This window comes from Marinoscillum pacificum, assembly GCF_024714495.1.
Classification (GTDB): Bacteria; Bacteroidota; Bacteroidia; order Cytophagales; family Cyclobacteriaceae; genus Marinoscillum; species Marinoscillum pacificum.
Window position 1 is genome coordinate 565,607 of sequence record NZ_JAMZMJ010000002.1, and the last position, 23,066, is coordinate 588,672.

Sequence of the window (23,066 nt, forward strand, 5' to 3'; positions counted from 1 at the left end):
CACCGTCATGTCAGATCACATTTCTCGTGATGAATGGATAGCATTCATCACATCCATCGATGCAAATACCGATCTAGATGATCTATTGACTCATCAGGAAAAGGCAGATGATTTCTTTGATAATTTCAGCAAAAACCTGGAAAAAGAGATTGCCGACAGTCTGGAGATTAACCTGGAGCCAGGTTATCGAATAGGCAAGTATGCCCTGATAGAACAGATAGGTAAAGGGGGAATGGCTTATGTCTACTTAGCCAAAAGAGCCGACAACTTGTTCGAACAGCAAGTAGCCATTAAACTACTCCCTCCGCATAACCTGACGGAAAGCCATATTGTACATTTCAATAAAGAGAGAGAGCTTTTAGCTAACCTTAATCATCCCAACATAGGCAAAATATTCGATGGAGGAATCACTCCAGATGGTATCCCCTACATCGTAATGGAGTACATCGAAGGAACTCCTATTGATCAATATTGCTCTTCCAAACATTTGTCTATCGACCAAAAAATCGCCTTAATCATTAAGATTCTGGGAGCATTACAGCATGTACACAACAGATTCATTTTACACCGTGATTTAAAACCTGCCAATATTCTTATAACTTCCGAAGGAGATCCAAAAATAGTGGACTTTGGAATTGGACAGAATATTGAGACTGAGTATAGCGCCAGTGAATCGGGCACTCTTCGATACATGCCTCCCGAAGTTATAAACCAAAAACGAGCAACCACTCAATCAGATCTTTATCAAGTAGGGTTAATTCTCTTTGAATTACTGAATGGGACTTCCCCATTTATAAGCACTAACAAAGATGATCTTCAAAAGGAAAAAGTAAACTGGCAATACAACAAGCCTAGTGCAATAATCTCAAGAAGACTAAATGATATCCTCCAGAAATCACTAGAAATTCAAGTTGAAAAACGCTACCTATCTGCTTCTGAGTTTGCACAGGATTTAGTCAATTATCAAACTCTCCATCCTACCCAGGCAAGTGAAGCGGATTTTTTGGAGCAAACGATCCTTTACGTCCGTAGAAATAAGGTCGCTGCGAGTTTAACCGTCATAATTTTGGCCGTTTCGTTGAGCTCTGCCATAACCAATCAACTTCAAATTCAAAGAACTCAAAAAGAGAAAGCCAAAGTTGAAGAAGCTAATAAGTTTCTCAAAAGCATATTTTTAGCTAATAATCCCAACCAAACTCAACTGGCAGATTTGACCGCAAGGGATCTGCTTAATAACTCAAAGCTGGAAATTGACAAGCTTGAGGACACAGAAGTGAAAGCATATGCACTGACACAACTAGGAGAAATTTATTCAGAAATAGGTCTCTGGAAAGAAACTAAACCAATTTATGAAAAGGCTCTCTTTATTTATTTGAATAGTTCGGAAAGTAAGGATATAGACATAGCTAATGGGTACAGCAATATGGCCGGTTACTATCGAAACGTATCTCAATATGAACAAGCCGACTCTGCTATAGACTTATGTATTGAACTATTGAAACAAAGCAATGATTATCCCGTGGCTTTGGCATTCGCATATCATACCAAAGGGAATATCAAATACTCTCTAGGTCAATATGAAGAAGGAAAAGACATTACGAAAAAATCCATTAACCTCCTTGAAGAAACCATCTCAAAAGGTATAGCTGCCAATCAAAATTATACTGAAGCTCCTGAAGCGGTATTAGCTATGGCTTACAATTACCACAGTAGCAACCTACGAGAATTATCAGAGTACAATGAAGCTTTAGAGTACGCCAAAAAAGCCCTCGAAATAGGGTTGGAATATCAAAACTCCAACATCGATATTCTTTTTATAGCTCAAAACAATATCGCCCTGGCATATGAGCGCCTTGGACTTTATCAAAAACAAATTGAAATTTTATCACAACAACTCACGAGGAAATTAGAAGTCTATGAAGTTCACAACCCCAGTTTAATGGTCACTATGACCAATTTAGGATCTGCCTATTATAAAATTGAGAATTATAAAATGTCAGATTCTTTATCCGAAATAGCCTACCAGACCTATTTGGAAAAATATGGCCCCACCAACCAGTACACAGTTTCTACTTTGTACAATCTAGGTAACTCTAAACTTAGTCAAGACAAATACAAGGAAGCAAATAGTTATTTCGAAAAGGTGCTGGATGCAGACATGGAAACATTGGGTAATAACCACCCCTACGTAGCAGGTGATTATGTTAGTTTAGGCAATGTTCAGTTCTACCTTCAGAACTGGAAAGAAGCTGAAGAATATTACCAAAATGCTTATGCCATTTACTCTAAGAATTTTGGTGAGGAACATCAAAAAATTAGCTACTCGAATTGGTTGCTTGGAAGACTTTACTGGGAAATGAACCAGCTACAGAAATCCGAACTTCACTATCAACAAGCAATCGAAATCAGTAAAAAAGTACTCGGTGAAGACCACATACTTCACAAAAACTACCTCGCTGAGTACGACTCATTATTTTCTAAAATCAACCAATAAGGCTCAAAAATTAGTTTTTCGACAAAAACGAAACAAATATTTTCATCAAATTCGACAAAACCGAAACTAATCATTTACATTAGCGTAAATCATTTAGGCTAATAGTAACACATTATGAAAGGATCTCAGCTCGGAGAATTAGAAGAAATCATCTTATTGACTGTAGGAGCACTGTATGATGACGCCTATGGTGTGGCAGTGATGCAGGATGTGGAGAAACGAACAGGTCGTAAGATCACCATTAGCACAGTCCACTCTGTACTGAAACGTCTCGAAGAGAAGGGCTATTGCGAATCTCGATACGATGGAGCTACCAATGAACGTGGTGGAAGACGCAAGCATCTGTTTCGTGTCACAACAGCTGGAGAAAATGTCCTTCATACTTCTCGAGAAATCAGAAATGGACTTTGGAATGCAATCCCAGACATGGCTTTTAACAAAAAGTAATGGACCGACAAGAACCCAAATGGATCGTCAAGTGGCTCCGAAGGTTCTGTGATCAGGATCTTATCGAAGGAATAGAAGGCGACCTGTTCGAATTATTCGAATTAGAATCCAAAGAGTATTCCACATCCAAAGCAAGAAGACGCTACACCTGGAGAGCACTTGGCTTCTTCAGAGCATCCTTTATTAACAAAAGAAAATCAATCACTTATCAACTCACCACAATGCTTGGCAATTACTTCAAAATCAGCATCAGAACTGCTTTAAAAAACAAAACCTCCTCCCTGGTCAATCTTCTTGGTCTAACATTGGGATTAACTGCATGCGGTTTTTTGGCCCAATACATCTATCAAGAGTGGAGTTATGATCGCCATTTTGCGAATTATGATAGGATCTATCGCCTAACGCTAGACATGGAGTTTGGTGACGAGATGACCAAACTAGCTATATCCCCGTCTGGTTTTGGGAAAGCGGTAAGTGAAAAAGCTCCACAAGTAGAAGCATTTGGCATGCTACGTAAATTCAGCAATTTTCAATTCAAGAAAGGAACTGAATTGGTAAAAACCAGCCATGTCTATCAAACAGAAGCAGGACTTCAAAACATACTAGATTATCAATGGCTCTCAGGAGACTCTCAAAAAGCACTGTCAGAACCTTATTCGATCGTGTTAACCCAATCTCTAGCAGACAAACTATTAATCGATAACTCCAATCCAGTCGGTCAGATCATTACCAGAGACAATGAAGACAAGTACACAATAACTGGAATAATTGCTGATCCTCCGATCAACTCTCATATTCAACCGGAAGCATTCATCTCGCTATCAGACCCTAACGTAGTAAATCAAATGGATGCCTGGAGGTGGGTGACCTACGTCAAAGTGACCGAATCATTTAATGCAAATAAGTTTGCTCAATCCCTTGCAGATATAAGTACAGAAATCTTTGGAGAGAAAGGAGGAAGCGGACGAGGCAAAATCATAATTCAGCCAGAAAAACTTACGGACATTCATTTCATTTCAGATCGAAAATTTGAAATGGAGACGAATGATGGCAACAGAATCTACATTCAAGGATTCTCGATATTAATGATTCTGATCTTGACCATGAGCATTATAAATTATGTCAACCTAACCACCGCTCAAACACACCAACGCTTAAAAGAAGTAGGTGTAAGAAAAACGTTTGGTGCACAAAAGATGCAAATCATTAGCCAGTTCTTTTTCGAATCTGGCTTAATGATCAGTTTATCAGTGGTTTTCTCCCTATTAATAATCCTTGGCGGTCAATCCTTATTCCAGAGCTACGCAGGAATTGAATTAAGCATCTTCGAGATGCTCAACTGGAAAGCAATTTTAATGGTCGTTGCTGTACTCCTATTCATTTTACTTTTCAGTGGCATTTACCCATCATTGAAACTCTCCAGCATCAAAGCATTTCAAAAAGAACTAAAGACGAAAACCAATAGATTTAGAAGCATATTGATCCTATTTCAGCTATCACTTAGCTGCCTGGTTCTGATTGGAACTACTGTAGTTTATCAGCAATACCAATTCATGACCTCCCAACAACTCGGCTTCAATCAGAATCAAATCATCACCACCAAAATGGATGATGTAGCCATTAAGAACTATTGGGTGATCCATAATAAATTGATGCAGTTGCCTGAAGTGAAGACTGTAGCTTCAGCAGAACATTCTCCAGGTGAGACGGCACCGATTAATAACTTCGAATACAACACAAAAGATGGCGTAAAAAAGGTCGTTTGCCCTCATATCTGGGCAGACCAACATTATGTGGAAGCACTTCAGCTGAACATCATTGCTGGTGAAGATTTTGAAGATTACAGAGGCAACGACGGCAAACGAATTGGAGTATTGATCAATGAGGCTTTCGCAGAAGAAAGCGGTTGGACACCAGAAGAAGCCGTAGGACAGACACTTAAATCTGGAACAAGTTGGGAAGACAAAATCATTGGTGTGGTGCAAGACTTCCACTTTGTTTCTCTTCATCACGCTATCGAACCAATGGTGATCCGACACATTGTTGGTGGGCGAGACTTATTAATCAAAAGTGCCAGCACTGACTATCAAAAGCTCATGTCTGAAATTGATCAGATTTGGCAAGAAACGGCAGGAACCGAACAAGCCGAATTCACTTTCCTCGACAAGCACTTTCAGAAGCAATACGAAAAAGATCAAAAGCGAGCGGAGCTTTTCGCAGGATTCTCTTTCCTAATCATTTTCATCTCCCTGGCAGGATTATTTGGCTTAACTACTTATACCGTACAACGAAGACTGAAAGAAATGAGCATTCGCAAAGTACACGGAGCCTCCACTATTGAGATTCTTAGTTTGATGACCAAAGAATTTGGCGTACTGTCTTTGCTAGCGGCATTTATTGCTATCCCTACAGCATACTATGTCTTCAATGCCTGGCTGGAAAACTTCGCCTATGCGATCAACTTACAGCCTATATTATTGACACTACCAGTACTTCTTTTGATGATGCTTATTTTACTCACTGCAGCATTGAGATCCTACAAAGTGGTACGAGTAAATCCAGCTCAAATCCTCAGAAATGAATAAAAGAACCTATTAACATCAAAGCCACAACTCTACTTATAAGCTGCACTTCTCCTGGATCTGAAGCGTAAGTCTAGGTAGATGAAAGGCTCGTCAATGAATCAGATGCCTAGTGACTGAATTAAGAATGGGAGCTGGGATGTTTATGTAACATCCCAGCTGGTTCAATAAAATAATCCCAAATACTGTCCGAATCATATTCTGAAGTGGAGAATAACTATTCAGCCAACTTCCAAAACAAGACCACAATTCCAAGAGGGAAGCTTATTCTTCACCACAACTGTATCAATGGATTTTAAGAGATTAATCAAAACCTCAATTTTGAGCCGAGAGTCCAGGTCATAAAATTCCGTTTTGGTGAAATTACATTATCACTAAACATTCGTAGATAACTCACTTCACTAAACACCACCCATTTAGGAGTTATTCTATATTCGGCTCCACCTCCTGCAGACAAGTATGGAGTGACGTAGGTTGATTCCTCTCCAGCACGATCTCGTGTTCTTTCCTGATAAAGAACTCCTCCATCTGCCTTAGCATATAGACCTAGTCTTTTGTTAGAAATGAAATAATACTTACTCGAAGTTGAAAAATTCCATGTCTCGGCGATAGCCCCATTTCTGGTATAACTTAGATTACCACCTACCACCATATAATCAGAAACCCAACGACCATAACCTACCGCCAGTTCAGTATATCCTGCGGCGGCATCGATGCCATCTTCATATATTCTATGCCAACTGTTGTAATTAAGTCCAATCTCATTGGTTCCTTTCATTTCAATTCGTTCCGATTGACCATAGGCAAAACTAGTCAATAGCATTAGTATCATTAAAGTTGTGTTTTTCATTACATTGAGAGTTTGATTTAGCAGATAACGTTAATTGACACGTAATATTTCAATTAACTGTTTTGTAAAAACATCAATGTCTTCTAAAATCGAAATCTAAGACCAGTAGTCCAGGAGAAATACCCCCTGGATTCTTGTTTGTGTTTTGCTCGGAGGTAATTTCCCTCTCCAAAGACAGAAAACTTGGGAGTGATTCGATATTCGGCACCGGCACCTATTTGACCGATTAATAAAGTGGTTGTGATATGATCCCTATCTCTGCTCGTACCCGTAGATACTATTCGCTGCTGCATCCCAATTTCCGCTTTACCATAAACTCCAAATCGGTGGCTTGAAACAACATATTCTTTTAAGAATAAACTAGCACTCCACTGATGTTGATGAACACCCTGGTATGAATAACCAATATTAGAACCAACCACACTGTGATTGGTAATCCATCTTCCGTACCCGATGGTAAAGTAATCATTAGACGCTGGAGAATTGATCTTACTATTGTAGATCTCATTCCACCGATTATAGTTTAGACCAATCTCGTTGGTTCCTTTTAGGTTCACCCTATTCGATTGACCATAGGCCATGCTAGCCAATAGCATTAGGATCATTAAAGCTGTGTTTTTCATAAATAAGTGAGTTTGATTAAATAGCTATGAATCAAACATATCACAGATCTAAAAACAGCAGAATGATTTTAACAATCGTTAACTAGCACTTTAACACCAGTTAACTGTTCTTATAAAGATTTTCACAATTTTTTGTAATTACTTTCCTCTTAAGCTCCCTCTCTTGCCGCTTTTACAGCCTGCCCCAATTGGTAAACAGCCATTGCATAGAGCTTGCTGTGATTGTATCGAGTTATCACGTAAAAGTTATTGAACCCAAACCAATATTCTTTTGATCCATCTTCATGATCGAGTTCTATCAACGCAGCTTTTGCTGATGGCGACATATTGCCAGACGGCATGTATCCCATATCGCTGTAATACCTCAATGAATTACTTGGTTTTACCGATTTGGCACTTACTTCTTGTGGATTGATAATACTTGAAACCTTCATAGTCACTCCCTCACCTGTTTCCCATCTGTGGACTTTCAAATAATTAGCTACTGATGCAATGGCATCTTCTGGAGTCAACAGATCTCGCGTACCATCATCGAAACTTTTCGCATACGCCTCATAACTACTCGGCATGAACTGACAGTACCCCATGGCACCCGCATAAGATCCTTTCACCGTGTAGATATCCAGGTTTTCCTTTTTAGCAAGTGTTAGATAGTTTTCCAACTCCGCTTTGAAGAAAGATGAACGCTTTGGATAACCAAAAGCCAGGGTATACAAAGCATCAAGAACCCGATAAGAACCTTTGATTCTCCCAAAATAGGTTTCCACACCAATAATCCCGATAATAGCCTCCTCAGCTACTCCGGATTCTTCACTGACCTGACGAATCACGTCTGCATATTCATCCCAGAATTTAACCCCAGCTTCAATACGCTCATCTTTCATGAAGATATTGCGGTAGCGCTCCCACGTCATGGTGCCTTCTGCAGGCTTACTAATTTTATCAATGATTGACTGGTCATATTTCGCAGCATTCATAATGACTGTCAGATCCTCTCTGGAATAATCCGTCCGCTCAGCAACTTGCCTAACAAATTCCGAAACTTTTGCCTCATCGATTTGTGCAAACAATGAAGTGCTGATGAAAAATACTGCTAATAAACTGCCCCCTTTTCTAATCATTCTCTCAATTTTTATTATCCTTTTTCAAAGATGATACGTTTTATCAGATATTAAACCCAAATTATGCTTTAATGCATAATTTGCCTTGGGCTGACGAATCGCTAAAAGGCGAATGTCAGGTCGGTCCGCCGCAGCGGTTACCCCATGACGTAAAGTCAGGGTGTGACAAGCAAAGCTCCGTCATCACCTGACAAATTATTCTTGATTAAAGAATTATTTCGTCAATATTCAATTGAATATTACGGGTTAAAACTCAATAATCGGGCCACCTTGATTTTAATGTTAATCTGTTCAATTAATTTTATGACATGAGATCATTGGTGATATTTTTTGCAACCGCCTTATTATTTACATTCTGTAGTACTCCTGAGGAATTCAAATTTGACGAATTAACTATCGTCACTAGAGATTCTGAAGCATTGAGTCAATGGTATTCCAAAAACTTTGGCTTTATGGATAGCAAGGATCACTCACTGCTTTACCATGAAAATGTGACCATTAAGCTTACTCAAAACACTGAGGCAAAATATCGTGACTCGGTTGAGAGTGCTTACAATGTCAACTACCTCCCTGGAATATTTAAATTCGGCTTCAAAACCAATCAATTTGATGGGCTAGTGGAGCATTTGAAAAAAAATGGAGTAGAGTTTCATGGTGGCATTATGCAAGACACCATTCTCAATAGAAGGATGATTCTTGTTAAAGACCCTGAGGCCAACTATATCCAACTATTCGAAGACAATGGTCAAGACAAATTAATGCCCTATTTCATCAGTTTAATTACAGAAGATATCGGCGGTCAGGAAAAGTGGTATCAAATGAATTTCCCTTTGGATAGAACACACGTGTTTGATCGGGAGAATCCAGAGGTATTCATCCGTGTCCTAGGTGGAGATGAAGTGGCAATAGAATTAATCCAACCTGAGAAAACCAACATTCAAAAGGAACTCGACTATTCTCAAATAACAGGGTTTTACTCTATAACCATTACTGGTGCAGGAATTGCTTTTGAAAAAGATGCCGAGGGTAACCTGATCTACAATACGCCCAAAAACTAAGCTTTTTGGGCTTGTAACTGATTTTCAATAAGGTATTCTGGAACTTCCTGATGAAATGTTAATAAAACGATGTGCTCACTTTTCTTTTCAATCTCGGTATAATCCCCGAACTTTTTATTTAGTCCTTTCACAAGAGAAATAAACAGATCAATCAGATTGCGATCAGATTTGTAAAACAACTCAAGCACATTGTCTGCCTTCCAATTGTAAACAAATCTTGGAGGATAGGCATTCGGGATATGATTGGTTACTGTTTCATGTACTCTATCCAGTTTGGTCACAGCCTCCTTGGTAGAATTCATCCCACGGTAAAACACTCCATAAACTTTTGGAGAGTATTCTACACACCAATGTTCTCCAAATTCATCAAACAATTGACTAAGCTCAATTCCAATAATATTAGCCGATAAGACAAACAATTCAATGCTTTGAACTTCGTCGATATCATCTCTTATTTTTGTGCCATAGCTAAAGTCTTCTCCAAGACCAGCTCCTTTGGTTACCTGCGTCCAGGCATCTTCACCATGGTATTTAATAATTGTCTCTTCAAGACAATAGTGAATAGTTCCTTTCATAATTATGTCGATGGTTTGTTGATAGATTGCTTAATGTGAGCAGGTTACAATATCCGACACAAATCATTAGGATCAAAATTTTTCCCTTTTAATTGGCTATTCCACTCGATTAAGAACCGAATCCGGGAAGTATTTGTTTGTCAACGCTACCATTTCATCTCCTTTTACAAACATATCGATGGTAATATCATCTGTATGAGCCACTCCACAGGCACCCAAAAGCTCCAAAACGGCATGAATTGTATTGTGATGAAACTTGTACACTCGCTCGGCTTTGTCTTTCACCACGAGTCCTTTCGTAAGCATTTTATTGGTAGTAGCTACTCCCGTTGGACAAGAATTGTTGTTGCATCGAAGCGCCTGGATACATCCCACAGAAAACATAAACGCTCTTGCTGAATTACAGATATCTGCACCAAGTGCACGCATTCTAAGAATAGAAAAAGCAGTAAGCACTTTACCACTTGCAACGATTTTAATTTCGTCTCTAAGTTTGAATTTAACCAACGTGCGATTCACAAAAATTAGTGCCGGCTCTAGAGGTAAACCAACGGAATCCGAGAATTCGAGCGGTGCAGCTCCAGTTCCTCCTTCAGCACCATCCACAGTGATGAAGTCCGGCCAAATCTGCAATTCCACCATTTTCTCAACCAAAGCAATGAACTCTTCTGTTCGGCCAACACACAACTTGAACCCTACAGGTTTACCCTTCGATAGGTCTCTCAGCTGCTTAATGAAATGAAGCAAATCCTCCGGCCCATGAATGTCCCGGTGACTTGGAGGTGAAATGATTGTGGTATGTGGTTGTACACCACGTATCTTGGCAATTTCTTCATTGTTTTTAGAAGCCGGGAGTACTCCTCCATGACCAGGTTTAGCACCTTGAGACAACTTAATCTCTATCATCTTCACTTCCGGAAGTGCGGCTTTTTCTTCAAACTTTTCCGGATCAAAACCACCGTCTTCACGGCGGCATCCAAAATAGCCAGTACCTATTTGCCAGACCAAATCTCCCCCCTGCAAATGGTAATGCGAGACTGAGCCTTCACCAGTGTTATGATAGAAATTCCCTTTTTTCGCCCCCAGGTTTAGCGACATGGTCGCATTCTTGCTAAGTGCTCCATAGCTCATAGCCGACACATTCAATACCGAGGCACTGTAGGGTTGACGACATTCACCACTTCCAATAGTTACTCTTGGAAATTCCTTCACCGGAGGAGTCGCATACATCGAATGCCTGATCGCCTCATAGTGATCATTGTTGATCTCCAATTGTGTACCGAATGGATGTGTATCATTTACTCCTTTCGATCTTCGGTAAACCAGCGCTCTGTGATTACGACTAAATGGCTTACCATCGGTGGTTCTTTCTATAAAATATTGTTGAATCTCCGGACTAATGGATTCAAAGAAGTATCTAAAATATCCTAATAATGGAAAATTTCTAAGGATGGTATGGTTGGACTGAACTCGATTATAAAACCCAATAAGAGCAAGAGGACCCAATACCATATAGCTCCACCACCATCCTGGAAAATAATATCCTAAAACCCCAACAGTGATTAAAATGATTGGAGTGAGAATGTAAAAAGTATGTCGCATATTGAATGAATTTCAAACAATATACGAAGCATTTAGAGGATTACAATGTTTCGATTTTTTAACCTATTGCATTTGCAACAGCCTCGACATTCTTCTTACTATTTCCGATAAAGATCTGACCATCAATGATAAAAACAGGCCTTTTCAGAAAAGTATATTCATCCAGAATGTATTGTTTGTAATCTTCTTCTGATAAAGTTTTTTCTTTCAATCCAAGCTCTTTGTACTTGCGAGCTACTCTAGAGAACAAACTTTCATAAGAACCTGCCAGCTCTTTCATTTCCTCCAGCTGTGTCTCGGTGATTTTTTCAGTTTTGATATCCTGATATTCAAATTCATCTCCAATACCCAATTCCTTAATAATTCGCTGACAGGTATTGCAAGTAGATAAATGGTATACTTTTTTCATCGGGTTTAATGTCTTTATTTAAAGAGGCAAAAGTAGTGTTTTTGGAAAAAGTTAAACGCGATATACGCCTATCATATCAACTCTATTCTGTCACCAACTACTAAACGGCTTTTTAATCAAAGAAGAATTGAAATACCGATCGTCATGAGAAACTTCTTCACCAATCCAATCAGGTAACTCGAAGCTTTCATCCTCACTTGACAATTCTATTTCTGCTACGGTAAGACCTTTATTCTCCCCTTCAAATTCATCAATTTCCCAGGTCTTTCCCTGATACTTAACAATAAACCGAGTCTTCTCAATCAATGGAGGCTCACACAGTTTCAACATTAATTCAGCATCAACCAATGGAATTTCATATTCAAATTCTTGCCTCACAGTATTTTGCGATTTGCCTTTAATGGTCAAAAAGGCCGTACTATTCTTGACCCTGACTCTTACTGTTCTTTCAGCATTTGAATTTAAATATCCCTGCTTAATCAAGTTTTCTTCCTCCACCAGCTTTCGCCAATCTGAGTTCTTCAACAAGAATTTACGCTCAATTTCCAATCCCATAACTACACCCAATTTGTTTACTTTGACCTAATAATCCGTCTTAGACAAATCTACTTGACTGACCATTTTTGAAATCAAGTCCAATGATCTTTTTTATTGAGGTGTGCTTGTGAGTATATCAGTTTTAATGGTTGTAACATTTATTCAAATTCTGGCCAAATGACTGTTTCATTATCATCTTCATATCTTGGAAATAAGGAAATTGAGTCCACTTTTCCATCTTGTATCCAAACAGATAAACCAAGTGAATCGATTACATAATCTTTTGAATTGAGATCTTGAAAATCTGACTCAAGAACTAGGTCTCGAATTTTGAGCTTATCCGCTCGTGCTAAAAACCCTTCTTCAGATAAACCTATTAGTCTTAAACCCTTAAACTCTGTCATCACTGACTCGAAAGTGATTGATGATAACCTGAAATCATCTTCAGATGAAAATGTTAACTCAATTTCTAGATTCGGGTATTTGAAGATTTTGTTTGTAGTGCCATCCGAATAACCTTCACTATCTACTGACTGTGGCTCACCCAATCGAACCTGTACTTCCTTCTGACTAAGCCCGAGATATATATCCCCAAATCCCACAAATGGTTCTATCAATAGTTTCATGTACGAAATCTATCATTATTTAAGTCAGTGCCCCTCTTAATTAAGACAATAGTTAACCGAAAAAGCGCATACGTTACTCCTATCTGATTTAACGCTATTGGTAACAATATTGATCAGTGAAATTAATTGTACCAAGGTATTATAACCCAAAAACAGGACAGGCGATTTTCAACACAAAACAATAGACAAAGAACCTTACTTCATCACTAGTTTCAACACACCTTTTCCTTCCACTCCAAGGTATACAAAACCATCCGGTCCTTGTCTCACCACACGCACTCGACCGATACCTTCGAGCATTTTGTTTTCTTCTACAATTTTGTTGTCCTTCATCACACATCGGTGCAAATAGCCAAACTTCAATGACCCAACTAATAGGTCACCTTTCAGACTGCCATACTCGCTGGAGGTCACAAAATCCATCCCACTTGGAGCGATAGACGGCACCCAATAAATCTGAGGCTGCTCCATTCCTTCCTTTTTGGTAATGTCCGTAAACTTGGTCCCGTTGTAGTTCACACCGTAAGAAATCACCGGCCAACCGTAGTTTTTCTTTGGCTGAATCAAATTGACCTCATCGCCTCCCATAGGGCCATGCTCATGTTCCCAGATTTCTCCTGTGAACGGGTTCAAAGCCAACCCTTGCGGATTTCTATGACCATAAGAATAGATCGTCTGCATGGCGATCGGGTTGCCATTGTACGGATTGTCTGACGGTACGCTGCCATCATCGTTCATTCGGTGGATTTTGCCACAGTGATTGTTCAATGCTTGAGGGTTTTCATCTCTATTTCCTCGATCCCCAACTGAAACGTACATATAGCCTTCTTTGTCAAACACAATTCTAGATCCATAATGATGTCTGGTTTCTGATGCTGGCTCCGCTTTGAAAACCTCTGCAGACTCTACAAAATTGTTACCTGAAAGCTTTCCTCTCACCACCGCTGTTGTGGCTAACTTCTCACCCATTGGCTTGGAATAAGACAAATAGATGTAGCCATTCTGAGCATAGTTTGGATGCACTTTTATATCCAACAATCCTCCCTGTCCTTCTGCCACCACTTTAGGAGTACCTTTCACTGCCGTCATATTGCCCTTGGATAGTTTGTACAACTGTCCATCTCGCTCAGTGATCAACATGTCTCCGTTAGGCAACCAATCGATACCCCAGGGCACGTTCACCTCATCAGTAACTAGTTCGGTATCAAAATTTTGCGCTGAAGCAGCCAAGGTTAGCGCTATTGTTAAAAAGCTCAATAGGTATTTCATAATTGCTGAGTTTAACTGATAATCGATTGGGGGACGATTTTGTTCTATGCGAATAACGTCAAATGTGAGATAAGGGACAAGGGAACGAGCAGATGACTGGTTGAATCAACTAAATGTCACGGTTGAAATTGCCTTTACAATTCTACTTGAATTGCCTTTCGTTTAATGAGAGCGATGTACTCATCCTTCACGCATGTATACGTTAGCTTTCTTCATCTCTTTCTGATTGAATTGGACCAAGCTCATGACCAAATAATGATAGAACCTGATTTACTTTGTCCATACGTAAACTTGATTTTCCCTGCTCTAAATCCCGAACAAACCTAAGTCCTACACCAGCTTTGAAAGAGAGATCTTCTTGGGTTAACCCAAGGGATTTCCTCCTATTTTTAACGAATTGGCTCAATTTATTCATCTAACTATACCTCTTAGGGTATAAAAATACTGATTTAATATTAAAATATACCTTTTCGGGTATAAAATATATCAAAACAAGATAGTCTATACCCTTTCAGGTATAAACAACGGCAAATTATCTAAATTTATACCTGATTGGGTATAATAGAAGTGAAGCTTCCTGCGTCTAAAGATTTTTAATGGATAAAACCCTGGCTTCTATGTAAATGATTTGAGACAAGTCTTTTCTTTTAGAGAGGTGTAAAGAAAATGATAGTTAGCACCTTTAAAACACTTATCCCTTTTTATCCCAGTCATTTATAATCGAAATAAAAGAAACTCAATTTCGAATATTTCGTTTATAATTGCACAACATCCCAAACCACGAACAAGTATGCGAGAATTACAACTTCCAAGTAGAGAGGAGCAAGCTGTTGCTATGGAGAATTATAAGCCATTGGCTGCAATTCTTGAACAACTGCAATCTACCGCTCCGGAAATTGAAATTGAAGAGACAGGCCAGGTTATTCAAGTTCCATTGAAAGCATTGAAATTATTGAGCCAGATTTTGAAGGCGACAAGCGAAGGAAAACCTGTTCAAATCATTCCAGTTGCAACAGAAATGACAACTCAGGCAGCTGCCGATTTATTAGGTTGTTCAAGACCACATATTACCAAACTATTGGATAGTGGTGAAATACCTTTTGAGAAAGTAGGACGTCATCGAAGAGTAAGATTTGAGGACATCATGCAGTTCAAGGAAAAAATGAAAATGAATAGAAAAAAGTTACTTGAACAAATGATTGCAGATGATGAAGAAGCAGGACTTTATGATGTATAAATAAGACATGATTAGAAGCACCAAGTTCACTTGCATTCTGGACACAAACGTCATTCATCCGCTTCACATTCGAGACTATTTATTATACCTGGCTGATGCAGACCTATATACTCCAAAATGGAGTAAGCATATTTTTGATGAATGGGGGTCACTCATGGAATGCAAGGGAAATGATAAGTTGCAAATACAAAAACGAATAAACGCAGTTCGGAATGCATTTCCATTTGCTGAGGTGGTGAACTATGAACATCTAATTGACCAGTTTAATGAAATCCCTGATCCTAAAGACAGGCATGTTGTAGCGGCAGCAGTTCGAATCAACGCAAACTTGATTGTTACCTGGAATTTAAAGGATTTTCCTTCTGAATATCTATCCAAATTTGGGTTAAGTGTGGCTAATCCCGATGATTTCATTGCAGATATAATTGACCTACATAATGAAAGAGCGGTTGAAGCATTTAGAGAAATGGTTCTTGCAAAGAAAAATCCGCCCTATACTGAAATCGAAATGTTACAAATATTGAAGCAAAATGGACTTGAACAGAGTTCTGATTATTTAAGAGCAATTATTTAACGACGTGTAGTATTATTATTATATACATCTTTTAAAATAACATGTCCAGCCATGCTATGGTATATACCCAACTACTAATCTACTAAATTTCACTACATGACTAGCGATTAACTGTGAGCTCTAGACTTTTGGCTAAAGCCTCTGTTTGGGGGGCTAATAATCGGTGGGTTGAAACCCACCACAACGAATTTTATCTAAGAGAATGCATCTTTTGGAGCGGGCTTTAACCCGCTAATTATGCATCTTCCAAATATGGCATTAGCCTGTAAGCCAGGCTATTTGTAGCCTTTATCAAATGGGCCACGAGCAAAATGCTCGCGGATCCGAGGTAATAAATTTAATTTTCTTTTGTATCATGCAGGCTGGCAGTATCATGCCTATAGGTGGACACCTGTCCGACCTCCAGCGGAACACCAACAGAGGTGGAAGAAACAAACAACAATGTAATGAAGGCAATATTAGATAAAATAAAATCTTTTGGTTTTATTCAAAAACACTCATATTCTGAAAGTGATGAAAAAGCTGTTAGAAATATATTTAAGCAAATGAATGGTAGTATTCCATCTGACTACCTTTATTTTATGAAGGAATTAGGATCAGGGTATATTGATGCCTCAGTTAAAGTTCATAGTAAAACTGATATTCCACCAGTAAATGAGGAAAGCAAGTATCTGTCCATAAGTCGTTTTTTAGATTGGTCAGAAACAAGTGATTTTTCAATACATAGTGAAATGCATATGCTTTCAGACCAATTACCAAACCGGTTTATTCCTTTTGTTGAAGGTGCATCAGGTGATTTTTACGGATTTTCAATTAGAAAAGATGGAACATACTTTATTTCTTATTGGCATCATGAATCTATATTAAATGAACAGATACATTTGGTTGCTGACGATTTTAATTCTTTTATTATGTCTATTACAGAATATAAAGAAAAACACAGCACTTCCGTTTCAAGTAATGATTCAATAAATCATAACTCCTCTCCTAAAATGATAGAGCTCTTAAAGAGAACAGGGAAATGGAAGGGTGATTAATCCTGTTCAGGCGCAGTGTACCATGATTGACTCCTTTTTGCCCTTTTTAGATCTCACTGACGCTACGGTCAGAATAGGTATCTCAAACAGAGGCATAGCCAATAAAATTAATTTTCTTTTGTATCATGCAGGTTGGCAGTATCAGACCTATTGGTGAACACCTGTCCGACCACTGGCGGAACACCAACAGAGGCGTAGGAAATGGCTAGTCATTTATGGAAAAGTTCTATGCTAACGTTTGTTCTTCCAAATTATGAATTAAAGAGTAGTTTATACCTTTCATCCAGCATATAATTCCAGTTGTCAATTTCATGAAGAATATCCCTTACTTTCAGATGCCGGTAGTCTGGCATTGAATTAGACTTTTCATATTCAATCTGAGAATTGATCACATTTCTTGCATCAGCCCAATAATCAAAATTCAAACAGCGTCCACTTGAATCCATAAATTCATTTACCTCAGGATTTACCTCTACTCTACCGACAACCTCAATGTTTTTTTGATCTTTTGTAAGAGCTTTCGCATCAAAATTATTGACGTTGTATCCAGAGTTCCAATCTCTATATTTAGTAAATAATATCTCCATTTTCAAGAAATCTTCAAGGGCAGGTTTTTCTTTAGACTTATAGGATGTAAGCGCAATCCTGTTTGATCCTATCTTATCCAAACTCTTTGGATGAAAATCGTTTCTCGAGATGATAATTGCTGCCCCATAGTATTCTGAGTCAAGCATAAAGGTTATGCAATCACCAGAGTTATAAATGCATGGGAATGGTTTAATCTTTTTCCTTTTAATAGCATTCGGTCTTTCCGTTTGAATTTTAGTATAGAAATTTTCCAGAGCTTTAATTCTTTTTTTCACTTCATTACTCCCCTCTTCCAGCCATAATTCAAGACCTCTTTGATTCATCGCTGCTTCCTTAACGTATGAGAGAACATCATCTTCAAGACCCCTAGCCATCCACTGTGCATATGCAACAGCGGTCCAAAAATCAGCAAATTCATCCTCATCAGGGGAATATTCCTTTTCAAGGATTACTCTAATTTCATGAGGTTCGAGTCCATCGTAATAATGCAACAAAAATTCATTATAGATGTCATCAAATACATCATTCTGTTTTATCCCAGGTCCCCAAGCGCCCATATTTCAGTTTAGTACTATAACAGTGTAATAATCAACTATAACCAAAAACATAACATTTACAGTTAACTCTAAAGTAGTTAATCTATCCAATCCTCACAACAGCGTGCACAATTCACCTCTGCCCTTTTTGGTCTTATGACCAACAAGTGGTATGGTTTATTTTCTCATGCATTATATAGATTAGCTGTATCATGTCTGTTGGTGAAAACACCAACAAAGACAGAATTTAGAGAAGTTTCAGTTCAATAGTTTGTTGCTCAATATCCATTGTTAACCAGTCTGTTGGAGCTGAAGAAGGTAAGCACAACGCTAAACTCAAACCTCTTGCATATCTACTCAAAGCCTTGTTGCCGAATTTTATTGTAAGCTGGTAAGTCTCCTGTCCTTCCAAACCGATCCACGCAGTTGTGACAATCTGTCTGTTATCGTTCACAATCTTTCTATCTAGTTGGGCCACAATTTCCGGTTCATTTACTCCATCACACCATAACCCACGTAATTCGGGATCATCCGAGTTCTTAAATGTTTGGGAGAGGTGATATTCGAGTTTAGTTCTAAACTCCTGGTTGAAAGAATATTCTTGAAGTTGATCCATACCTGCTCTATTGTTCCATTCAGAAATCTACGATTTGTATCGATCAAATCATATTTACGAGTTTTGTTAACACCTTAAATTCTTTCTATCAATTCCCTTTTCAGCCATTCCAAAGCTGATTCTTGATTGTACGCTATACCTGGCCTCAGCAATGCTTCCATGTCTCCAGAGAAATCTGGGTCATTTTCTTTTTCCTCTAGATTAAGCAGAAATTCTTTTTGGCTTGGAGGTCTTTTATCTATTGAAAACTGTGTGTATTCTTTGAAGCATTTGACTATTTCTTCAACGTTTAATTCACGATGCCGTCGGGCATAATCCAAGTCAAACAAATCTCGACCTTTACTTCTTTGATAAAGAGCCCTGAGCTTGGTTCCAAGCAATTCGTTCAGGTTGTATGTTCGAATTTGAGCTTGCCCTGAATACCAATCACTTTTTACTTCAAATGGAAAATCAACCCAATCCAGTATATTGAAATGCTCCTTACAATTGATTTCTAGTTTTAGCCTTAATCGTATTTCCTCATACTCTGAGGTAAATCGGTATAGTGCCTTGATGCCATGACCCTTATTTTGAGTTCTTCTATCTTCCTCAAAAAAAGTAATCACTTCACCTAATCTTTCCATAATTGGTTTGATAGGCCTTGGCCTAATTTGAACCAAATCAATATCTTCAGAATATCTAGGAGCAGGATTTAAATACAATTTATGAAGTGCTGTCCCACCTCTGAAAGCGAGGTTTTCTCTAAGAAAATCGTCCGCAAATATTTCGACTAGAGCACGACTAATAATCAAATCCTGCTCTACCTGAAAAAATTGTTTCCAGGGAACAAACTCTTGCCATTGTGCGATGTAAGGTTTAGGGATCATAAATCACTTTCTAATTTGATGTTTACATCTACCTTCCAACGATTATCAACCGAACCAGCTTTCTGGTTTTTCTTTGGTGAAAGAAGAACAGGGAAATACGGTGCTGATTTTAGGTAATTAAATATTACACTGAGGTCAATATCGGCTTGTAGTTCATCGAGAATAAAAGCCAGTCGTTGAATGGTACTTCGATGCGGATACCATGTCAATAGGTCATTCAAATCTTCATTTGTAATTTCCTCTGACAGTTCCTCAAGAATCGCCAACATTCTATTAATTCCTCCCAGTTTGGTTTGATGATGTATCAAATCAGCTGCAGTTAAGACGGGGCTAGAAATATAAAAATATCCAGCATCTGATTTCTTTTCAATAATGTTTTTGACTGGCCACTGTGAGGCAGTGATGAACTCAATGTCGAAATCGTTTTTCTTGATCTCGTTCAGTTTAGGTTTTTCAATCATCACATATTCTCTATGAGTTTGTTGATGGCTAGCACCGTAGAACCTAGCAGCCGAATAAAAACCTAAGTAGTAGTTTCTATTTAAACTTTGAAAAAGTTTTTGAATATAAAGCTGAATTGGAAGGAATCCTTGCTTTGAATATCGAGGAGGTATGATTAGGTAGAAACCTTTTCTAAAGTTGATAATTTCTCTCTTTTCAACCAATCTGGCTAATTCAAATTTCAGGGATGTATCTGTTGTGTCAGTTTGATTGCTGATTTCCGCCAGTGAGAAAGAATAGCTTTCTATTGATAATAAATGTTTGATGTACTCCCTAGCTCTCACTTTAGTAATTTTTCATTAAAAGTAGCGATAAAAACTACCTATCTAAAATTATTACTAACTATTTAACCTTAGCTGGAATAGAGTTCTGATTATTTAAGAGCAATTATTTAACAACGTGTAGTATTATATACATCTTTTAAAATAACATGTTTAGCCATGCTATGGCTTATACCCAACAACTAATCTACAAAATTTCACAACATGATTGACAATTAACTGCGAGCACTAGGTTTTTGGCTAAAGCCTTTGTTTGGGGGCGAAAAATCGGTGGGTTGAAACCCACCACAAGAAATTTTATATATTAAGAAAACGTATCCTTTGGAGCGGGTTTTAACCCGCTAATAATGCCATCTTCCAAATATGGCTTTAGCCTGTAAGCTAGGCTGTTTGTATCCATTACCAAGTGGGCCGCGAGCAAAATGCTCGCGGTAACGGGGGACCAACAAGCGGTATGGTTTATTTTCTTTCGTATCATGCAGGCTAGCGGTATCATGTCAGTTAGTGGACACCTGTCCGACCTCCAGCGCAACATCGACAGAGGCGGGGTTAGCGGTTCGGCATTATTTCCATATTTCAGTCCGAGTATATTAGTCTCATTAAATTGTCTGAAAGAGGAGGAAATGATAATGTTCCTTCCTCAATGTCTGACTTGAACTCTCTTACTAATTGCAAAGCATCCGCTAAATCATCTCGCTCTGGTCGTTTTAATGTCCTTTCAAATTCATTATAGGCCTCATTAACCCTGTCCACAAGTTGTTTTAGATTTTGCTGTTTCCCTTTCTTGTATATGAATTTAAGAATTGTAAGCCCATACATTGCAATGTCATAGTTTTTCAAATAAATGGTAGAGTCGTATGTTAGGCTAAAAGCAATATTTATGCATTCATTGGCGAGTTCAATTATTTTTTCATTTTCTCCTTCTTTGTCTGAATACGGGAAAAAGTCAAGAATCAGAGAAAAAATTGAAACAGCAACATCTGTTGTCATTCCACCCCTTGTTTGGTCAGCTGTAAAAGAAAGGAAATTAAAAACGTCTACAGCCACTCTAAAATTTGTATGGTCAGAAAATTTATGCAGTTTGTTGATAACGTCACAACGTTTATTCCAGTCAACAGAAAAATACTCTTCCTTTATTTTCTCAATCTCAACTATAATCACAGCACTTTTAGTAGTTGTGAGTAGGTCTTCTGTTGTCAATCCTGTGATTGGAGCATTAAAAACCTTCAAAGAATTTTCGCGTTCTGTTATAACGATTTGATATTTATGGTCTCTATATTTAATAATTGTTTTTGGCGTTAACTTTTTCTTTAGACTTCCTTTCAACGAAGCTTCATTATGGCAGTCAAAACATAAAAAAGCAAGATTTTCAAATTTGTTGTTTGAGTTGTCTCCATCAATATGATGGATATGGTCGCCTCTTCTATGATTGTCACATACAACACACTCACGATTTGATTTGAAAATCACTTCTGCCTGTACTTCGTCTGGTATTCTTTTTCTACCCATTTTTAATCGCCACAAATGTTGTATTGTCGTAATGCCGTTAGCAGGTTGAATTTTTATTTTGGTCTTCTGAGTAAATGTTCGTTAGTTTTCATCTCTGGAGTTGCTACAAATCGGGTATAGAATTTCTTCCTGCTTTCATTTGTGTAGGAAATTAAAATTTCTACTTTTTCAAGATGCCCTGGAAAGTGCGATAGGAACTTTTTTGCTTCTCGCCCATTTTTCGAACTCCTAAATTTCAATTTGTAGTCCAACTCGATTACATCCCCATCTTTTAAGGAAGCTATATCATCAAGCTTTTCAAGATAGTCAATTGCCGTTTTATGTATTTTCTCGATTTTAATATTGTATGCAGTCTTACTTGAATTATTTTTAATTCTCAGTTTGTAGTTCCAATAAAACTCAAAGTCATACTTGGCGTACGGAACTGGTATTGGTTCAGCATGATCCTGCTTGCTTGAAGGTCCTAAAGATCTTTGACCGTAAAGACCGTCTTGATTATTTCTTAAATCAATGTCAAGCCGTGGACGGGCAAAGAAGAAGCTTTGTAAAGCAATTAATTTCCCTATTATTGGTTTCGTTATCGCTGATACTGGAAAGTCCATTATTTCATCTCGTCTATATTTTTAGCTCACCGCTAACACAGTCATAAGATGACCGGTCATGTTTTTTTTAAATATAAAATGACCCAAGCTCCTTATATAGATGTTTGGATATTTCATTCCTCCAAAATAACGGAATCTCAAATCATTACCAAGCTTCGTTTCCTTCGAGATGGGAGAGATAACCTATCTACAGAAGGTGGGACATAAACGCTTAAGAAAATGATAAAAACGCTGGCGGCATTGACTAAAACTCATACGACAATCACATAAACGCTCTCGACAATCGTATAAACGCTGACGACAGTGATAAAAACGCATCCGGCAACCACAAAAACGCTAAGAAAAATCATATAAACGCTTTCGGCAACCACATAAACGCAATTGACAACTGTCAGTACCGGACCCATCCTAAAATAAGTTGACAGATTATTACTTAATACTAGATGTAGTTTACAATGATACTACAAAGTCCTATTTGCACTTTACAGAGATTACTTTAATCCTGATTGAAGTATACAGGCTTGGA

The 23,066-nt window shown here is 38.2% G+C and carries 23 protein-coding genes; 7 read left to right on the forward strand and 16 right to left on the reverse strand.

Annotation, left to right across the window (positions count from 1 at the left end; translation table 11 throughout):
* The first annotated feature begins 7 nt into the window (after window positions 1-7).
* The 3 genes from NXS00_RS09255 (at window position 8) to NXS00_RS09265 (ending at window position 5,526) form a co-directional block, all read left to right on the forward strand.
* A complete protein-coding gene (locus tag NXS00_RS09255) occupies window positions 8-2,494 on the forward strand; it encodes a serine/threonine-protein kinase (RefSeq protein WP_258098887.1) in 2,487 nt (828 codons plus the stop codon).
* A 114-nt stretch (window positions 2,495-2,608) separates the two neighbouring features.
* On the forward strand, window positions 2,609-2,941 hold the full coding sequence (locus tag NXS00_RS09260) for a PadR family transcriptional regulator (protein WP_258098888.1): 333 nt from the start codon (window positions 2,609-2,611) through the stop codon (window positions 2,939-2,941).
* Window positions 2,941-5,526, forward strand: coding sequence for an FtsX-like permease family protein (locus NXS00_RS09265; RefSeq protein WP_258098889.1), 2,586 nt, complete (start codon window positions 2,941-2,943; stop codon window positions 5,524-5,526). The genes NXS00_RS09260 and NXS00_RS09265 overlap by 1 nt, the downstream gene beginning before the upstream one ends.
* Window positions 5,527-5,830: 304 nt before the next feature.
* Here the strand turns inward: NXS00_RS09265 and NXS00_RS09270 are convergent, their stop codons facing one another.
* The 3 genes from NXS00_RS09270 to mltB form a co-directional block, all read right to left on the reverse strand.
* A complete protein-coding gene (locus NXS00_RS09270; RefSeq protein WP_258098890.1) occupies window positions 5,831-6,373 on the reverse strand; it encodes a putative outer membrane beta-barrel protein in 543 nt (180 codons plus the stop codon).
* An 83-nt stretch (window positions 6,374-6,456) separates the two neighbouring features.
* Complete coding sequence (locus NXS00_RS09275) at window positions 6,457-6,996, reverse strand: putative outer membrane beta-barrel protein (protein WP_258098891.1); 540 nt, start codon at window positions 6,994-6,996, stop codon at window positions 6,457-6,459.
* A gap of 149 nt (window positions 6,997-7,145) precedes the next feature.
* The gene (gene mltB, locus NXS00_RS09280) at window positions 7,146-8,117 is read right to left on the reverse strand and encodes a lytic murein transglycosylase B (RefSeq protein WP_258098892.1); all 972 of its coding nucleotides are present in this window, start codon (window positions 8,115-8,117) and stop codon (window positions 7,146-7,148) included.
* A 308-nt stretch (window positions 8,118-8,425) separates the two neighbouring features.
* On the opposite strand from mltB, the gene NXS00_RS09285 reads away from it, so the two are divergent.
* A complete protein-coding gene (locus tag NXS00_RS09285; protein WP_258098893.1) occupies window positions 8,426-9,175 on the forward strand; it encodes a VOC family protein in 750 nt (249 codons plus the stop codon).
* On the opposite strand, the gene NXS00_RS09290 is transcribed toward NXS00_RS09285, so the two are convergent.
* The 7 genes from NXS00_RS09290 to NXS00_RS09320 all read right to left on the reverse strand — a co-directional run bounded on the left by NXS00_RS09290 (window position 9,172) and on the right by NXS00_RS09320 (window position 14,608).
* Window positions 9,172-9,750 carry a heme NO-binding domain-containing protein gene (locus tag NXS00_RS09290; RefSeq protein ID WP_258098894.1) on the reverse strand — a complete coding sequence of 193 codons (579 nt, stop codon included), beginning with the start codon at window positions 9,748-9,750 and terminating at the stop codon, window positions 9,172-9,174. The genes NXS00_RS09285 and NXS00_RS09290 overlap by 4 nt on opposite strands.
* Window positions 9,751-9,846: 96 nt before the next feature.
* Complete coding sequence (locus tag NXS00_RS09295; RefSeq protein ID WP_258098895.1) at window positions 9,847-11,352, reverse strand: FMN-binding glutamate synthase family protein; 1,506 nt, start codon at window positions 11,350-11,352, stop codon at window positions 9,847-9,849.
* Between the two features lie 58 nt (window positions 11,353-11,410).
* Window positions 11,411-11,761 (reverse strand): arsenate reductase family protein, encoded by a 351-nt coding sequence (locus NXS00_RS09300; protein ID WP_258098896.1) that lies wholly within the window; start codon window positions 11,759-11,761, stop codon window positions 11,411-11,413.
* A 90-nt stretch (window positions 11,762-11,851) separates the two neighbouring features.
* Complete coding sequence (locus tag NXS00_RS09305) at window positions 11,852-12,316, reverse strand: CYTH domain-containing protein (protein WP_258098897.1); 465 nt, start codon at window positions 12,314-12,316, stop codon at window positions 11,852-11,854.
* Window positions 12,317-12,456: 140 nt separating this feature from the next.
* Window positions 12,457-12,924: a hypothetical protein gene (locus NXS00_RS09310; RefSeq protein WP_258098898.1), complete on the reverse strand. Its 468-nt coding sequence runs from the start codon at window positions 12,922-12,924 to the stop codon at window positions 12,457-12,459.
* 195 nt (window positions 12,925-13,119) lie between these two features.
* Entirely contained in the window at window positions 13,120-14,193 is a 1,074-nt protein-coding gene (locus NXS00_RS09315; protein WP_258098900.1) for a PQQ-dependent sugar dehydrogenase, read from the reverse strand.
* A 202-nt stretch (window positions 14,194-14,395) separates the two neighbouring features.
* A complete protein-coding gene (locus NXS00_RS09320; RefSeq protein WP_258098901.1) occupies window positions 14,396-14,608 on the reverse strand; it encodes a helix-turn-helix transcriptional regulator in 213 nt (70 codons plus the stop codon).
* A gap of 375 nt (window positions 14,609-14,983) precedes the next feature.
* Between NXS00_RS09320 and NXS00_RS09325 the strand changes: the two genes are divergently transcribed.
* The 3 genes from NXS00_RS09325 to NXS00_RS09335 all read left to right on the forward strand — a co-directional run bounded on the left by NXS00_RS09325 (window position 14,984) and on the right by NXS00_RS09335 (window position 17,041).
* The gene (locus NXS00_RS09325; RefSeq protein ID WP_258098902.1) at window positions 14,984-15,430 is read left to right on the forward strand and encodes a helix-turn-helix domain-containing protein; all 447 of its coding nucleotides are present in this window, start codon (window positions 14,984-14,986) and stop codon (window positions 15,428-15,430) included.
* A 7-nt stretch (window positions 15,431-15,437) separates the two neighbouring features.
* The gene (locus NXS00_RS09330; RefSeq protein ID WP_258098903.1) at window positions 15,438-16,004 is read left to right on the forward strand and encodes a PIN domain-containing protein; all 567 of its coding nucleotides are present in this window, start codon (window positions 15,438-15,440) and stop codon (window positions 16,002-16,004) included.
* A gap of 446 nt (window positions 16,005-16,450) precedes the next feature.
* The gene (locus NXS00_RS09335) at window positions 16,451-17,041 is read left to right on the forward strand and encodes an SMI1/KNR4 family protein (protein WP_258098904.1); all 591 of its coding nucleotides are present in this window, start codon (window positions 16,451-16,453) and stop codon (window positions 17,039-17,041) included.
* Between the two features lie 251 nt (window positions 17,042-17,292).
* Here the strand turns inward: NXS00_RS09335 and NXS00_RS09340 are convergent, their stop codons facing one another.
* The 6 genes from NXS00_RS09340 to NXS00_RS09365 form a co-directional block, all read right to left on the reverse strand.
* Window positions 17,293-18,186, reverse strand: coding sequence for a hypothetical protein (locus NXS00_RS09340; protein WP_258098905.1), 894 nt, complete (start codon window positions 18,184-18,186; stop codon window positions 17,293-17,295).
* A gap of 226 nt (window positions 18,187-18,412) precedes the next feature.
* Window positions 18,413-18,781, reverse strand: coding sequence for a hypothetical protein (locus NXS00_RS09345; RefSeq protein ID WP_258098906.1), 369 nt, complete (start codon window positions 18,779-18,781; stop codon window positions 18,413-18,415).
* Between the two features lie 74 nt (window positions 18,782-18,855).
* Window positions 18,856-19,647: a nucleotidyl transferase AbiEii/AbiGii toxin family protein gene (locus NXS00_RS09350; RefSeq protein WP_258098907.1), complete on the reverse strand. Its 792-nt coding sequence runs from the start codon at window positions 19,645-19,647 to the stop codon at window positions 18,856-18,858.
* Window positions 19,644-20,432 (reverse strand): type IV toxin-antitoxin system AbiEi family antitoxin domain-containing protein, encoded by a 789-nt coding sequence (locus NXS00_RS09355; RefSeq protein ID WP_258098908.1) that lies wholly within the window; start codon window positions 20,430-20,432, stop codon window positions 19,644-19,646. The genes NXS00_RS09350 and NXS00_RS09355 overlap by 4 nt, the downstream gene beginning before the upstream one ends.
* Window positions 20,433-21,005: 573 nt before the next feature.
* The gene (locus tag NXS00_RS09360) at window positions 21,006-21,938 is read right to left on the reverse strand and encodes an HNH endonuclease (RefSeq protein ID WP_258098909.1); all 933 of its coding nucleotides are present in this window, start codon (window positions 21,936-21,938) and stop codon (window positions 21,006-21,008) included.
* Between the two features lie 53 nt (window positions 21,939-21,991).
* On the reverse strand, window positions 21,992-22,540 hold the full coding sequence (locus tag NXS00_RS09365; RefSeq protein WP_258098910.1) for a hypothetical protein: 549 nt from the start codon (window positions 22,538-22,540) through the stop codon (window positions 21,992-21,994).
* Window positions 22,541-23,066 lie beyond the last annotated feature (526 nt).

Bases quoted from the DNA above. Each gene is read 5' to 3' on its own strand.
- NXS00_RS09305 (WP_258098897.1), bottom strand. From the start codon at position 12,316: ATGGGATTGGAAATTGAGCGTAAATTCTTGTTGAAGAACTCAGATTGG.
- NXS00_RS09360 (WP_258098909.1), bottom strand. From the start codon at position 21,938: ATGGGTAGAAAAAGAATACCAGACGAAGTACAGGCAGAAGTGATTTTC.
- NXS00_RS09345 (WP_258098906.1), bottom strand. From the start codon at position 18,781: ATGGATCAACTTCAAGAATATTCTTTCAACCAGGAGTTTAGAACTAAA.
- NXS00_RS09295 (WP_258098895.1), bottom strand. From the start codon at position 11,352: ATGCGACATACTTTTTACATTCTCACTCCAATCATTTTAATCACTGTT.
- NXS00_RS09315 (WP_258098900.1), bottom strand. From the start codon at position 14,193: ATGAAATACCTATTGAGCTTTTTAACAATAGCGCTAACCTTGGCTGCT.
- NXS00_RS09320 (WP_258098901.1), bottom strand. From the start codon at position 14,608: ATGAATAAATTGAGCCAATTCGTTAAAAATAGGAGGAAATCCCTTGGG.
- mltB (WP_258098892.1), bottom strand. From the start codon at position 8,117: ATGATTAGAAAAGGGGGCAGTTTATTAGCAGTATTTTTCATCAGCACT.
- NXS00_RS09270 (WP_258098890.1), bottom strand. From the start codon at position 6,373: ATGAAAAACACAACTTTAATGATACTAATGCTATTGACTAGTTTTGCC.
- NXS00_RS09265 (WP_258098889.1), top strand. From the start codon at position 2,941: ATGGACCGACAAGAACCCAAATGGATCGTCAAGTGGCTCCGAAGGTTC.
- NXS00_RS09340 (WP_258098905.1), bottom strand. From the start codon at position 18,186: ATGGGCGCTTGGGGACCTGGGATAAAACAGAATGATGTATTTGATGAC.
- NXS00_RS09330 (WP_258098903.1), top strand. From the start codon at position 15,438: ATGATTAGAAGCACCAAGTTCACTTGCATTCTGGACACAAACGTCATT.
- NXS00_RS09285 (WP_258098893.1), top strand. From the start codon at position 8,426: ATGAGATCATTGGTGATATTTTTTGCAACCGCCTTATTATTTACATTC.
- NXS00_RS09310 (WP_258098898.1), bottom strand. From the start codon at position 12,924: ATGAAACTATTGATAGAACCATTTGTGGGATTTGGGGATATATATCTC.
- NXS00_RS09365 (WP_258098910.1), bottom strand. From the start codon at position 22,540: ATGGACTTTCCAGTATCAGCGATAACGAAACCAATAATAGGGAAATTA.
- NXS00_RS09335 (WP_258098904.1), top strand. From the start codon at position 16,451: ATGAAGGCAATATTAGATAAAATAAAATCTTTTGGTTTTATTCAAAAA.
- NXS00_RS09325 (WP_258098902.1), top strand. From the start codon at position 14,984: ATGCGAGAATTACAACTTCCAAGTAGAGAGGAGCAAGCTGTTGCTATG.
- NXS00_RS09300 (WP_258098896.1), bottom strand. From the start codon at position 11,761: ATGAAAAAAGTATACCATTTATCTACTTGCAATACCTGTCAGCGAATT.
- NXS00_RS09275 (WP_258098891.1), bottom strand. From the start codon at position 6,996: ATGAAAAACACAGCTTTAATGATCCTAATGCTATTGGCTAGCATGGCC.
- NXS00_RS09290 (WP_258098894.1), bottom strand. From the start codon at position 9,750: ATGAAAGGAACTATTCACTATTGTCTTGAAGAGACAATTATTAAATAC.
- NXS00_RS09260 (WP_258098888.1), top strand. From the start codon at position 2,609: ATGAAAGGATCTCAGCTCGGAGAATTAGAAGAAATCATCTTATTGACT.
- NXS00_RS09350 (WP_258098907.1), bottom strand. From the start codon at position 19,647: ATGATCCCTAAACCTTACATCGCACAATGGCAAGAGTTTGTTCCCTGG.
- NXS00_RS09255 (WP_258098887.1), top strand. From the start codon at position 8: ATGTCAGATCACATTTCTCGTGATGAATGGATAGCATTCATCACATCC.